The organism is Candidatus Kerfeldbacteria bacterium (assembly GCA_016214565.1).
Classification (GTDB): domain Bacteria; phylum Patescibacteriota; class Patescibacteriia; order UBA10025; family JAHIVO01; genus JAXDBW01.
This window is the reverse complement of record JACROE010000002.1, coordinates 659,901-673,595: the sequence shown is the minus strand read 5'-3', so window position 1 is coordinate 673,595 and position 13,695 is coordinate 659,901. Positions and strand designations below refer to the sequence as shown.

General features: G+C 49.3%; 14 protein-coding genes and 3 tRNA genes. 2 read left to right on the top strand and 15 right to left on the bottom strand.

Features of this window, described 5'->3' with window-relative positions; translation table 11 throughout:
* The first annotated feature begins 5 nt into the window (after positions 1–5).
* Complete coding sequence (locus HZC01_03355) at positions 6–959, top strand: NAD-dependent epimerase/dehydratase family protein (protein MBI5037709.1); 954 nt, start codon at positions 6–8, stop codon at positions 957–959.
* 49 nt (positions 960–1,008) lie between these two features.
* On the opposite strand, the gene HZC01_03350 is transcribed toward HZC01_03355, so the two are convergent.
* From HZC01_03350 to HZC01_03340, 3 genes are read right to left on the bottom strand one after another with little or no spacing between them, the layout of a single operon-like run.
* A complete protein-coding gene (locus tag HZC01_03350; protein ID MBI5037708.1) occupies positions 1,009–3,306 on the bottom strand; it encodes a tetratricopeptide repeat protein in 2,298 nt (765 codons plus the stop codon).
* 4 nt (positions 3,307–3,310) lie between these two features.
* Positions 3,311–4,156: a ParB/RepB/Spo0J family partition protein gene (locus HZC01_03345; GenBank protein MBI5037707.1), complete on the bottom strand. Its 846-nt coding sequence runs from the start codon at positions 4,154–4,156 to the stop codon at positions 3,311–3,313.
* A 21-nt stretch (positions 4,157–4,177) separates the two neighbouring features.
* Positions 4,178–4,954: a ParA family protein gene (locus HZC01_03340; protein ID MBI5037706.1), complete on the bottom strand. Its 777-nt coding sequence runs from the start codon at positions 4,952–4,954 to the stop codon at positions 4,178–4,180.
* A gap of 99 nt (positions 4,955–5,053) precedes the next feature.
* Here HZC01_03340 and HZC01_03335 point away from each other — a divergent pair.
* Positions 5,054–5,139, top strand: a tRNA-Leu gene (locus HZC01_03335).
* Positions 5,140–5,385: 246 nt separating this feature from the next.
* Here the strand turns inward: HZC01_03335 and HZC01_03330 are convergent.
* The 12 genes from HZC01_03330 to sufC all read right to left on the bottom strand — a co-directional run bounded on the left by HZC01_03330 (position 5,386) and on the right by sufC (position 13,693).
* A tRNA-Met gene (locus tag HZC01_03330) sits at positions 5,386–5,462 on the bottom strand.
* Positions 5,463–5,546: 84 nt separating this feature from the next.
* Positions 5,547–5,621 (bottom strand) — tRNA-Met (locus HZC01_03325).
* A 75-nt stretch (positions 5,622–5,696) separates the two neighbouring features.
* Entirely contained in the window at positions 5,697–6,503 is an 807-nt protein-coding gene (lgt, locus tag HZC01_03320; GenBank protein MBI5037705.1) for a prolipoprotein diacylglyceryl transferase, read from the bottom strand.
* Between the two features lie 14 nt (positions 6,504–6,517).
* The gene (locus tag HZC01_03315; GenBank protein MBI5037704.1) at positions 6,518–7,291 is read right to left on the bottom strand and encodes a DsbA family protein; all 774 of its coding nucleotides are present in this window, start codon (positions 7,289–7,291) and stop codon (positions 6,518–6,520) included.
* Between the two features lie 96 nt (positions 7,292–7,387).
* Positions 7,388–8,074 carry a DsbA family protein gene (locus HZC01_03310; GenBank protein MBI5037703.1) on the bottom strand — a complete coding sequence of 229 codons (687 nt, stop codon included), beginning with the start codon at positions 8,072–8,074 and terminating at the stop codon, positions 7,388–7,390.
* 18 nt (positions 8,075–8,092) lie between these two features.
* Positions 8,093–8,302 (bottom strand): ferredoxin, encoded by a 210-nt coding sequence (locus tag HZC01_03305; protein MBI5037702.1) that lies wholly within the window; start codon positions 8,300–8,302, stop codon positions 8,093–8,095.
* 73 nt (positions 8,303–8,375) lie between these two features.
* On the bottom strand, positions 8,376–8,987 hold the full coding sequence (locus tag HZC01_03300; GenBank protein MBI5037701.1) for a superoxide dismutase: 612 nt from the start codon (positions 8,985–8,987) through the stop codon (positions 8,376–8,378).
* Positions 8,988–9,050: 63 nt separating this feature from the next.
* Positions 9,051–9,431, bottom strand: a complete 381-nt coding sequence (locus HZC01_03295) for an iron-sulfur cluster assembly scaffold protein (GenBank protein ID MBI5037700.1) — start codon at positions 9,429–9,431, stop codon at positions 9,051–9,053.
* Positions 9,428–10,657 carry a cysteine desulfurase gene (locus tag HZC01_03290; GenBank protein ID MBI5037699.1) on the bottom strand — a complete coding sequence of 410 codons (1,230 nt, stop codon included), beginning with the start codon at positions 10,655–10,657 and terminating at the stop codon, positions 9,428–9,430. Before HZC01_03290 ends, HZC01_03295 begins: the two co-directional genes overlap by 4 nt.
* A complete protein-coding gene (locus tag HZC01_03285; protein ID MBI5037698.1) occupies positions 10,654–11,487 on the bottom strand; it encodes a SufD family Fe-S cluster assembly protein in 834 nt (277 codons plus the stop codon). Before HZC01_03285 ends, HZC01_03290 begins: the two co-directional genes overlap by 4 nt.
* A 43-nt stretch (positions 11,488–11,530) precedes the next feature.
* The gene (gene sufB / locus HZC01_03280) at positions 11,531–12,943 is read right to left on the bottom strand and encodes a Fe-S cluster assembly protein SufB (GenBank protein MBI5037697.1); all 1,413 of its coding nucleotides are present in this window, start codon (positions 12,941–12,943) and stop codon (positions 11,531–11,533) included.
* Positions 12,944–12,946: 3 nt separating this feature from the next.
* Entirely contained in the window at positions 12,947–13,693 is a 747-nt protein-coding gene (gene sufC / locus HZC01_03275; protein ID MBI5037696.1) for a Fe-S cluster assembly ATPase SufC, read from the bottom strand.
* Positions 13,694–13,695: the final 2 nt, after the last annotated feature.

The following is a 13,695-nucleotide window of genomic DNA, read 5'->3' as shown; positions in this document are numbered from 1 at the left end:
TTTCTATGCCAAAAATCCTCATAACTGGTTCAGCCGGACAAGTCGGCTCCGCACTTCTCCCGGCGCTGATTCATAAATATGGTGCGGAAAATATTGTGATCACCATTCACAAAACCACTGCGGTTGCCTCTCCCTGTGCCACCGAAACGCTTGATATAACGAACCAAGATGCCATACGCGCTATTCTGCAAAAACACCAGATCGATACCATCTACCACCTAGCCGGTATGCTCTCAGCTGCCAGTGAAAAAAATCCTGACCTTGCCTGGGAAGTCAATTTCTCGAGCCTCAAAAATATTTTGGATCTTGCTCGAGAACTAAAAATTAAACGCATCTTTTGGCCGAGCTCAATCGCGGCATTTGGCCCAAATACCCCCCATGACCACACACCTCAATCAACTATACTGGAGCCGAGTACACTCTACGGCGTAGCAAAAGTTTCAGGTGAACTGCTGTGTAACTATTATTACAAAAAATTTAATGTGGATGTTCGCAGCGTTCGGTACCCTGGCCTGATCAGCCATGCTGCTCCACCAGCCGATGGCACCACGGAATACTCAATTGCCATGTTTTATGCTGCACTTAAAAAAGAACCGTTTAGCTGTTTTCTGCGTGCCGACAGCGCCCTGCCTATGCTCTACATGGATGACGCAATCAAAGGAACGATTGACCTGATGGAGGCTGATGCCGCGGCACTCTCCACCCATATGAGTTATAATATTTCTGGTTTTAGTTTCACACCCGCTGAACTGGTCACGGAAATTAAAAAACATATTCCCGGTTTTGCGGTGACCTACGCGCCAGACTTCCACCAAGCCATCGCTGACTCATGGCCACGCTCAATCGATGACTCCCTGGCACGCCACGACTGGGGTTGGCAACCGCACTTCACCTTGGAGACGATGGTGGCAGACATGATAAAACAATTACGCGTCAAACTGAATATCCCTGCCGAGTAATAATCAATAACCCGACGACAAATAACGTACGGCGGCTTTTTGCTACGTGCTATTCTTCCTGCTGAAGCGTCTCGAGTCGCTCTTGAGCTGGCGTGTAATCCGGTTCAATGGCTAACAGTTTTTCAATCTCCTTAATCGCCTCGGGTACGTTATCCTGAGCCTCATAAATAATGGAACGCTGCCAAAATACGCCGGTATGATTTGGTACGACATCAATAATCCCATCATACAGACTTAATGCGCGATCGTAATCCCCTGCGTCTGTATACAGACCGGCCAGCGCGTATTGCAAATCATAATCATCCGGATGCGACGCCACCGCCTCCTCTAAATGTGCGCGGGCAGCAGCGCTATCGCCACGCATTTGACACGCAATGGCAATATTATACTCTGGGGCAACAAAGTCCTGCTTCAATGATTTGGCGGTATTAAAATCACTTATTGCCTGATCAATTAATTGATTGACTGAATCAACCGGCTCACCAACCTCAATAAGTCGCTGGGCATGCAAGAGTAAAGCGCGGCCAATATTCAGCCTGACCAGCGGATTATACGGATCAAGCTCAACTGCCCGACTGAAGGCTCGTTCTGACAATTGGTCGACATTGCCAACAATGCCGCGCAAAGAATCATAGATCCCCGTCGTCATTTCATAGTATGCCGGATCGCGCGCCAAATGGCGCTGACCCTGAGATAGCGTATCCATCACCACCTGCACATCGTGCTGCACCGCCTCGGTCACGCCATCACGAGCAGCAGTGGTCTGAGCGCGCTCGGCGTAGCCTGCGGCTTTCATCTGGTAATACGCGAGTTTAGAGGGATTAAGCTTTAGCGCATGATTAACAGAATCGGTAATGTCATCAAACGATCCCTGCGTCGCTAATTCATGGTTGGCGCGCGCAAAATACATATCTGCGGTCCACACGCGCACTGCGCCATAGACCCCAAAGAGTGCGACTGCTGAACCAACAGCAAAGATAAGCGGGGCGAGCCATGGTTTACTTGATTGCACATGAATAGTCTTTACCGGCTGATGATTGATGCCAATCCGCATACTGACCCACCAGGCTGCCCAGAGTACCCACCACCATACCCAATACAGTACTGAACCGTTAGCAAACAGCCCATATGCCGTTACCATCAACCATAAAACAAGCACCAGCAACGGCAGCCGTCGAGCATAGTCAACATGCCCAGCAAACGAATGTATTCGTTCACGCCATGAGAGGTGTATGGTATAGACAATAATGCCAATGAAAACGAATACCATCCCCAAACCATATTGATGCGCTAATCCAAGCCACTCAGTGGTCGTTTTTACAAATCGCGCAGTCCAAACCGCCGTGTCATTAAAAGCTATGGGACGATGTAACGTAAAATCAAAATAGAAATTATTCGGTCCCGCTCCCCAGAAGGGCGATTGGATCAATCGATCACGGGCCAAAACAAATGCGGTCGGCGTTTCGAGCGCCACTCTACCTGAATCGACATAGGTAAGCATGCCGGACTGATAGAGCAAACCTGCACCCAGCGCTACCAAAACGAGTATGGCCGGAATCACCGGCGCTGATTTCCAGGTAAGCCGGGTGTGCCAATCGCGAGCCATACCGACAGCGATCGCTCCCGCGCCCAGCAATACCGCGGTTTCAGGCTGATACAGACGAAACCAAATCAATGCGGCCACACCACTGATACCTACCAGCGTTAGACGCCAGGACCGAGCAACGGCACTAGATAAACCCCCGGCTCCCAGAGCGATGATCGCCGCCAATAATGAAACAATGCCGCGAGTATTAGCAAGCGGAGAAAATAACGCATACTGAGTGCTTTCCCAGGGGAAAATAAATATTTCAAATGATTGCAGGGAGGCGACAAGCAACCCAACGAACGTTCCTCCAACGAGCGCACCGAGCGTAATCCACAGCTGTCTGGGCGTATGAAGAACACAAACCAAACAATACGCCACCAGTACGTAGGCTAACCAGAGCACTGCGCCACTATGGTACATATCACCGATGCCGGTGAGCGCCACAGCATGACTTCGAGCCAGGACAAACGACAACACGGTAAACCCAACCAGAGCCAACAATAACCACTGAACGATTCGCGGCATTACCACCACTAAATGGTGACGTAGGACGCTCCAGCCATAGATACCGGCGGCTACCAGTGCCAGGCAGACCACGACGAATGCCTTATGCAATTCAACGATTGATGGCGTGCCAGGAATGAAAATAATCGGTGTCAGCCCAAGCAATACATAGAGGATGCCTCGGACATACCGTATCTCACGAGGTTCCGGTCGGAACCAGTCGTGGATAGACTGCAACCAATGAGAGAACCACATATGGTTACGAGGTAATCGTGCGAATTATCTGATCAAGCTCTTCTCGTGAATAAAAATGAATAGTGATCGTGCCACTGGAACCGGTACGCTTCAGCTGAACCTTGGTGCCCAATTTTTCCTCCAGCGCCTCTTCGCTCGCTTTCAAATTCGGGTCGGTTTGCGCGCGCCGTGTATGGCCATGCACCGTAGTGGTGCGAACGTGCGTTTCCGCCCCGCGGACAGTCAATTTATTCTGTAGAATGTCCTGAAATATCCGCTCACGCTCAGTATCGGTTTTGACGCTCAGGAGTACCTTGGCGTGCCCCTCCGTCAATCGCCCATCGGCCAGCGCATCACGCATCGGCTGAGGCAACGCTAACAACCGAACGGCGTTAGCCACCGCTGCACGGCTCTGGCCCACCTGTTTGGCTACGGCTTCCTGGGTCATGCTAAATTCGTCAATCAACCGCTGATAGCCGATCGCTTTATCAATCGGGTTAAGATTCTGGCGTTGTACATTTTCCACCAGCGCCAATTCTAATTGTTGTTGTTCGGAAGCAGAGCGAACGACAGCCGGTACCTTTTGTTTGTCCAGCATTTTTGCGGCGCGCAAACGGCGTTCACCGGCAATCAATTGATACCCGGATCCCACCCGAATAACCACTAACGGTTGAATGATGCCGTGCGTCTTAATCGACTGGATCAAATCATCCAGCGCATCATGATCAAATTGATGGCGCGGCTGCTGCGGGTTCGGCTTGATCTGATCAATGGGAATTTGCAGTACTTGTTCACCGCCCGCGCTGCCCGACTGGCCCGGCATGGGCGGTATGAGAGAACTTAATCCTCGTCCTAATGTTGTGCTGGTCATAATGATATTTAATAAACACCCTTAGCGGGGCGCGTAATCGTGATGGTCAATTATCTCTCTCGCTAATCGCTCATAGGCTTTTGCCCCAGGGGACTTTTTATCATAGTGATAAATACTTTTCCCAAAACTTGGCGCCTCGGCCAGTTTCACATTACGCGGCACCACGGTGCGAAAAATTTTGTTGGGAAAATATTTATACAACTCTTGAAAGATATCACCGGATAATTTATTACGGTCATCGTACATTGTCATCACCGCTCCTAAAATTTTCAAATTTGGCTGAAGCCGCTCCTGAACCAATTGTACGGTCTGGAGTAGCTGACCAAGTCCCTCAAGCGCATAATACTCAGTCTGGACGGGAATCAACACTTCATCAGCGGCGACCAATCCATTGATGGTCAAGAGGCATAATGACGGCGGATTATCGATGATAATATAGTCATACTCATTCCGCACTTCCAGCGTCGCCTCATGGAGCCGATGCTCACGGCGATCGAGCGAGACCAATTCTACCCGCGCACCGGCTAAATCAGCACTGGCTGGTGCCACGTGCAGCCCATCCACGCTGGTCTGATTAATGACCTGCTTTATCGAAATACCCATAACCAAAGGGTGGTAAATGCCCTCTTGGACTTGCTGAAATGGGATACCCAAGCCTGACGAAGCGTTGCCCTGAGGATCCAAATCAATCAATAATACAAACTTACCTGCTTTGGCTAAGTAGGTTGCGAGATTTACCGCGGTCGTGGTCTTGCCCACCCCGCCTTTTTGGTTCACAATTGCAATAACTTTAGGCATATCAGTGCTCTCATTATACCAGAAAATCATTGACATAAACAGCATTTTTCCGTACAATGGGTCTCACTCAACGACTTTTGTCAGTACAACAAAATTTCCGCCGCTGTGGTGAAATGGCAGACACGCACGACTCAAAATCGTGTGGGAGCAATCCCATGTCGGTTCGACTCCGACCAGCGGCACCAAAAAAAGATTGTGAGATTCCTTGCCCCGTAGAACCGAACGAAGTGAGGTTTATGCGGGGTCCCTCTCGGCATTTCAATACTAGTGTGAAACTCTCGAAGATCCCGCACCCGAAGTGCAACGAGGTGGTGCGGGACGACCAGCGGCACCATAGTAATTATTCCCCTTCGCTTCGCGGGGCGTAATTGTGTCATACTCAATAACCCTCATCCATCCCTGACGGATTAGGAAAAGCCTGCGAGAAGGCGTGGTAGCAGGGGTGGGAATCGAACCCACGACCTGAGGCTTATGAGTCCTCCGCTCTAACCAGCTGAGCTACCCTGCCACGTAATATAAATAGACGAGGCTTCTTTGCCGTGAGCGCCGTCTTCGAATACATTCGGAGACCAAGCCCAGAGCAAAAACGAGTTGGTTGCGGGGGCGGGAATTGCACCCGCGATCTCCGGATTATGAGCCCGGCGAGATTCTACTTCTCCACCCCGCGATAAGTCAATGAATCCACCAACCACAAAGCTGATGTGGTTGGCATTGTAATGGATATGGCCCGATTGGTCAAGTATTACCTTTCTGATGCCCCTGATGGTGTCTGACGCTGTCGAATGTGCCACCATAACCATCCCGCACCAATAATAAATGCAATGCTAATCCACTGAGACAATAATAATGGGCCGACGGCCAACATATCAATCCTCAGGAAATCCAGCGAGAACCGAACCACGGGAAATAGCATGAAATACAGCAACGTATATTCCCCCGTACGCAGCGCTTGTTTACGATATAACACAAATAGGACGATGAATAACTCCAGCATCAATAATGATTCGTAGAGAAATAGAGGGTGGAAATACACCACCGAGGCGTACTCGACCGGCCGGTGCGCCGCATCAATGGGGATGGCCCACGGGACGCTGGCCGGCTTCCCAAATAACTCTTGATTGAAATAATTCCCCCAGCGGCCGATCGCCTGCACCAGCGGAACCACGACCACAAATAAATCAGTGACCTGCCAAAAGCTCAAGCGCTGGCGGCGCGTATACACCCACAATATGATCAAGCCAACGATCAGGATCCCCTGAATCGCCAATCCGCCGTGCCAGATAGAGAATAATTCCGACAGGTGCCCGCTGTAGTAATCCCACTCGCCAATCACGTGTCCGATCCTGCCGCCGATTAACCCACCGATAATCAACCAGGTGACGATGCCATACAGATGATCCAGAGCTATTCCCGCACGCCGCCACAGCCGCCGCACAAGTAATAATCCAACTACAACCCCGGCAACAAGCACTAAACCATACCAGCTCACGGATAGTGAGCTGGTAGAAAATGCTATTGGGGAAGGGTGCCACGTATGAAGCCACCCCATAGGGTATTTCTCGATTAATCGGCTAAAGCCTGATCAATAACTGTTTTAAAACTTTCAAACGGTACGGCACCGGAAACCAGCTTACCATTAACAAAAGTGGCTGGTGTACCATTCACGCCATACTGAGATCCCTGACTGAAATCGGACTGGACGCGATCGGCGTATTTCCCATCATTGAGACAGCTGTCAAATTGGGCTTGCTTCAAGCCGAGTTCGCCGGCTGCTTTCTTGAAGTTCTCCAGGCTCAAGGTGCCCGCTTCATTCATGGCAAACAATTTATCATGCATCTCCCAGAATTTTCCCTGCTCAGAAGCGCACTCAGACGCCTCAGCGGCTTTTTGCGCTTGAGGATGGAACGATAAGGGGAAATGACGATAGATTAATCGAACCTGACCATCATATTCTTGCATGATTTTTTCAACTGTTGGCAAATGACGCGCGCAGAATGGGCACTCAAAATCTGAATATTCAACGATGGTAACAGGGGCATTTTTATCGCCACGAACATGATCCTGATCAGTCACCGTGATGTCAACCGGTGCAGTCGGTGCTGCAGGAGCATCAGTCGGACTCGGATTGGTATCTTCAACGCCGGCAACAGTTCCGGTTGTATTAGTCCTGGCTGAACCAGAATCATCAAGATTAGACTGCAATAAGGCATAGGTCATGACAAAGGCGGTTACAGACGCCAGAGTCACACCGGCCATGATCCCCATCGAAAAAGCCACCTTGGGTGAGGTGCGGTAGACAACGCCGTTGCTGCCGTTTTGATTTTCATTTGTTGGCATAAAACGCTATTAATTTACTATTCAGGTTTGTCTATTGTACCAAAAAACAAATCCCCGTCAAGGGCTCGCCTGCTCATATTGTCCCGCAGCCAATAATTATTGAATGGCTTTCAACTGATCAATAATCTCCGCAAACTGATCAAAGGTAACGCTGCCGGTAAAGGGACGGCCATTGATAAAGAAGGTTGGCGTTCCCGTCACTCCAGCAGCCAGACCAGCTACAAAATCCTCCTCCACCTCATCAGCGTAGGCATTGCTGTCTAAGCATTGATTGAATAACTCGGTGTCCAACCCAATTTCATTGGCATAACGCTTAAGCGAGGGTACGCTCAAGTCATTTTGATTGAGAAACAGCTTGTCGTGCATTTCCCAAAAACGCCCCTGGACATGAGCGCATTCTCCTGCCTCGGCGGCTTTCTGCGCCTGCGGATGCGAATCAGTGATAGGAAAATCACGATAGACAAATTTTACGTCTTGTCCGTATGCATTTATTAATTCACGTACGATCGGGAAAGCCTGAAAACAAAACGGGCATTGGAAATCAGAGAACTCAACAATAACAATCGTGGCATCGGGATTTCCTTCCACCGGATCATCCGCAGTATCCAGATACGCCGCCCGATCCACATTGCCATTCTGCAGATCAGTTACATTGTCCTGAATCAATACATAAAAATAGATGCCGCCCGCTACGACTAACATAAATACGCCCAAGAGCACAAAAAACCACTTTTTATATGAAGGGGTCGGGGTTGGCGATATCTCCATACCAGCGTCTGTCATGGTAATGCGTTCAGCTGATTAAGGGACTAATTGCTTGCCTTGGTCATCGTAGATTTCGATCGCTTGAGTCGGACATGACCGCGCCGCGTCGATGATCGTTTGATCATCAGCGCCATGCTCATTTTTTAATTTTACTTTCCCCTCTTCATCTAATTCAAAAACGTCAGGAGCGATTGCCACACAGGTTGCGGCTGAAATACATTTATCACGCTTAAGAACAATTTTCATATTTGTATAGAGACGATAAAAAATTTAACTACCTAAGCAGTATACCACATTTTCCTAAAAAATTCAAGCGTGTTTACGCCTGATAACGTTTCGCAACCGCCTCCCAGTTCACCACATTCCACCAAGCAGCAATGTAATCCGGTCGGACATTGCGATATTTCAAATAGTACGCGTGCTCCCAGACATCAAGCGCCAAGATCGGCGTGCGGCCTTCGGATAAGGGCGTATCTTGATTCGCCGTTTTTTCTATCTGGAGTTTCTTATCGGCGGTAACCGTCAGCCACGCCCAACCTGATCCAAACTGCGTTTTGGCTGCCTCAGCGAATTGCTCTTTAAATTGAGCAAATGAGCCAAAGGTTTCTTTGATTGCTTCCGCCAAAATCCCACTTGGCTCGCCTCCCGCGTGCGGTCCCATAATTTCCCAGAACAACGAGTGATTGACGTGCCCGCCACCGTTATTGCGGACTGCCGGGCGGATGTCCTCTGGCACAGAAGCCAAATCGCGCAGTAAGTCAACTGGGTTCTTTTCGAATAATGCGGGGTGCTTTTCCACTGCCTCGTTTAATTTGGTGGTGTAGGCAACATGATGCTTATCATGATGAATCATCATGGTCTCACGATCGATGCTTGGTTCGAGCGCATCGTAGGCATAGGGCAATTGCGGGGTAATATATTTTTCTGGCATAATAAAAATCATTACTGATTAGCGTATACACTCTACCAGTTTCCTATCGAATGGTCAAAACCTTTATTGAGTTGTCTTAATAACTTGCTCTCGAAGCGTTCGTAAAGCGAGCAGAGCACATTTCTTACGAGCGGGGGTAACGGGCACGCCCAAGTCAGCAATAAAGGCATCATCAGTATACCCAGCAATGTCTTTCAGGCTCTTGCCCTTCACCTGCTCAGTCAGTACCGAGGCGCCTGCTTTGGTCAGGCTACAACCAGTGCCGGTAAATTTGATGTCGGTCAAGACTTTTTTCTTTGCATCGACGTGATACTGCAAATCAACATTATCACCACATGACGGATTCTCCGCAGATGCAGTGCCGTCGGGTTTATCCAGCGTACCAAAATTACGCGGGTTCTTCGAGTGATCTATGATGATTTCTCGATACATGTCGAATGTCATACGCCAAAAAGTTTCAAAGCTTTATCGATGCCAACAATGAGCGCATCAATATCGTCAGTCGTATTATACACATAGACGCTGGCACGGGCGGTAGCCTCGAGGCCTAATTTCTGATGCAAGGGCTGGGCACAATGATGACCCGCGCGAATGGCAATATTCTGTTCATCTAATATTGAAGCGAGATCATGCGGGTGTACTTCCGGTAGCATGAAAGAGAAAATAGCGCCACGAGCGTCGGTCGTAGCTGGACCAATCAGTCGCAATCCAGGAATTTCTTTCAATCGTCGTAATCCGTACTCTGTCAGCTGATGCTCATGCTCGGCAATAGCGTCCATGCCCAGCCGCTCAAGATATTCAATGGCTGCGGCCAGACCAACGGCGCCGGCAATATGCGGGGTGCCTGCTTCAAATTTATAGGGCAATTCATTCCACCGCGCCTCGGTAAAGGTGACGCGGGAAATCATATCCCCGCCAGTCAAAAATGGCGGCATTGCTTCCAACAATTCTCGGCGGCCATATAATACGCCCATGCCTGACGGTCCTAGCATTTTATGTGAGGAAAAGGCAAAGAAATCGGGCTTGAGGCTCGCCATGGAGACGGGCAGATGCGGAGTGCTTTGGGCACCGTCAATCAAAATGACAATATCTTTATTGAAGTTGCGTATAGCAGCAATAATCTCTACGACTGGATTGACCGTTCCTAATACGTTCGACATGTGCGTACAGGCAACCAGTTTTGTCTTGGGAGAAAATAGTTTCGACAAATCAGCCAAATCTAATCGATAGTCAGCGGTGACTGGCCACCACTTAAGAATAGCACCCGTGCGCAGAGCGAGCTGCTGCCACGGCACGATATTGGCGTGGTGCTCCATTTCGGTGATGATGATTTCATCTCCTGCTTTCAGATTTGCATTGCCCCAGGTATAGGCGACCAGATTAATACTCTCGGTGGCATTGCGAGTAAAGATAACCTCGGCTGGGTCCGCATCAATAAATCGCGCCACGGTCGCCCGAGCTTTTTCATACGCCTCTGACGCCTTCTCTGACAACTGATAAATCCCCCGGTGGACATTAGCATACGAGGTTCGGTAAAGCGTACTCATAGCATCAATCACCGATTGTGGTTTTTGGCTGGAAGCGGTGGAATCAAGATAAACCAAACCCGGATTATCTGGCTGGTTGAGTATCGGAAAATCTTTTTTTACCAATTGGGGATCAAAACTCATAGCGCTTTAATAAATGAAGAAAGTTGAGCTTGCTGCGCCTCAGGCGCGTTAGCCAGTACTGGTTGGAAAAAACCCTGGATGATCATATACCGTGCTTGCTGGTACGAGAGGCCGCGCGATTGGAGATAAAATAATTGATCACTATTGACTCGACCCGTGGTTGAGCCATGCGAAGCGCGGACGTTATCTGCCTCTATCTCCAGCATCGGCTCGGAAGCGGTCATGCCCTGATCAAAGAGAAGTACATCATCACCAAAATACGAATCAGTGTCCTGGGCGCGACGGTCAATCTTGATCAAGCCGGTGATGACACCCTTACTCTGCTCAGTATAAACCCCTTTCAGGAGTATGTCACCCGACGTGTGCGGCGCCTGATGGTGCATGATCAGATGCAGCGCATGCTGCGATCGCGCTTGGCCAAACAGCACCCCGCGATAATTCGCCACGGCGCCGCTCCCCTGCAGCTCAAACCGCAGATGGGTATCCACCCGCGCGCCACCGCTCAGAGCCTGAATGACCGTGACGCGACTATTACGACTGAGTTGGCAGGTCACGAGGTGCAAACCCGAATTAATCACCGGTATAGCACCAATCAACACAAATGTGACGGTGATGCCCGCAGCAATATGGTATTGCACGTTATGAAATTGTTCTACCTGAATGTCCAACGAAATGATACCCGACTTTTTCACCAAGACGCGCTTCGGTCGAAGACTACCCCGCACCCGTCGCTCGAGTGCTTCGGGCAGCCGTTGCAGTGGATCCGCCTTTGGATAGAGGGCTCGATTTGTAGTAGGAATAGAAATATGTGGTCGGTCAATCCTGGACACAGGTATCTGAATTAGAAATTAGACATTAGCAATTAATAATTCGTTATCCTACGCTTCCTTCCATTTCTAATTGGATGAGGCGATTTAATTCAACAGCGTATTCAATGGGCAATTCTTTAGCAATTGGTTCAATAAATCCCGAGACAATCATTGACATCGCTTCTGCTTCAGACAAGCCACGGCTCATGAGATAAAATAATTGCTCCTCACCGACTTTTCCGACCGAAGCTTCGTGACCAATCTGCACATCACTCTCGCGTATATCCATCGTCGGATACGTGTCAGAGCGCGATTGTGGATGAAGCAATAAAGCGTCGCACACCACATTTGATTTACAGCCACGCATGCCAGCTGGGACGCGAACCAAGCCGCGGTACGAAGTGTGACCACGATCTTTTGAAACAGATTTTGAAATAATAGTTGAGGTCGTCTCCGGTGCGCCGTGAATTGCTTTACCTCCTGCATCCTGATGCTGACCATTGCCGGCAAACGCCACTGAAAGTACATCACCACGCGCCTTGCGGCCGAGTAAATAAACAGAAGGATATTTCATAGTCACGCGGCTGCCTAAGTTTCCATCCACCCATTCCATCGTACCCTCTTCATACACGAACGTCCGCTTGGTGACTAAATTGTACACATTTTTTGACCAATTCTGAACGGTGGTATAGCGAACCCGCGCTCCCTTTTTCACAATAATTTCCACGACAGCGGAATGCAATGAACCGCTGGTATACTGTGGCGCCGTACATCCCTCCACATAGTGTACGAAGCTGCCCGGCTCTGCGATAATCAATGTTCGTTCAAATTGACCAACCTTTTCTTTATTAATGCGAAAATATGCTTGCAGGGGAAATGTCACGTGCACACCGGCCGGTACATACAGAAAACTGCCGCCGCTCCATACCGCCGTGTTCAGCGCCGCAAACTTATTATCTCCGGCGGGTACCACCCGACCGAAATATTGTTTGACCAAATCCGGATACTTCCGCAACCCCGTGTCCATGTCGGTGAAGATAACGCCGAGCTTGGACATCTTATCCTGGAGACTATGATAGACCGCTTCGGATTCATACTGCGCCATTACGCCGGTCAAATATTTTTGTTCCGCTTCAGGGATGCCTAATCGGTTGTATGTATTGCGAATAGTGCTCGGAACTTTATCCCATCGTTTGGCCACCCCAGTAGTTGGTTTGAGATAATAGTACAGATCATCAAAATCAATGCCGGACAAATCTGCTCCCCAGGCTGGCCCACGCTTCTGTAAAAATGTTTCGTAGGCACGCAATCGATTTTCCCGCATCCAAGCAGGCTCATTTTTCATGGATGAAATTTCTTCCACCGTGCGTTTCGTCAGACCGCGTTTAGCAGTATGAATATAGTCAAGCGTATCCGGCCGCTCTGCCGCCAGCTTCGCTTCATTGCCATAGGCGCGTAATGTTTGAGCGTCAGACATATGTTATTTCTTTTTCTTCAATAACCAGTCATAGCCCCTACGTTCAATCTGAGTGGCTAGCGTTCGTTTTCCCGATTTAATAATTTTTCCCGCCGACATAACATGAACATAGTCTGGTTTGATATAGCGTAAAATGCGCACATAGTGCGTGATAATCAGAATGCCCAATTTCGGATTTACCAATTTATTGATGCCTTTTGCCACGGCGCGCAGCGCATCAATGTCCAAGCCAGAGTCCGTTTCGTCGAGAATGGCCAAGGTTGGTTCCAATACAGCAAGTTGTAAAATTTCTGACTTCTTTTTTTCTCCGCCGGAGAACCCCTCATTGAGCGCACGGCTGGCAAAATCTGGCTTCATATTGAGCAATTTCATTTTTGCTTCAATATGTTTATGAAATTCCAACGCGGATAACTGCTGGCCGCGATGGATATTATTGTAGGCAGTGCGCAAAAAATGTTCGAGGGACAATCCAGGCACCGCCACCGGATATTGGAACGATAAAAAAATACCGCGCTGCGCCCGCTGGTCAGGGGTGAGTTTCTTGAGCAGGGTGGCACCATAGGTCATCGTCCCCCGCGTCACCGTATAGCCCGGATGTCCGGCAATGATCGAGGCGAGCGTAGACTTGCCCGATCCGTTCGGACCCATCAGCGCATGAATAGTGCCTGGCTGAATAGTTAAATCAACCCCCTTGAGAATGGGGGTGTCGGTTACACGGGCATATAGCTGTCGAATTACCAGTCGATCCATGG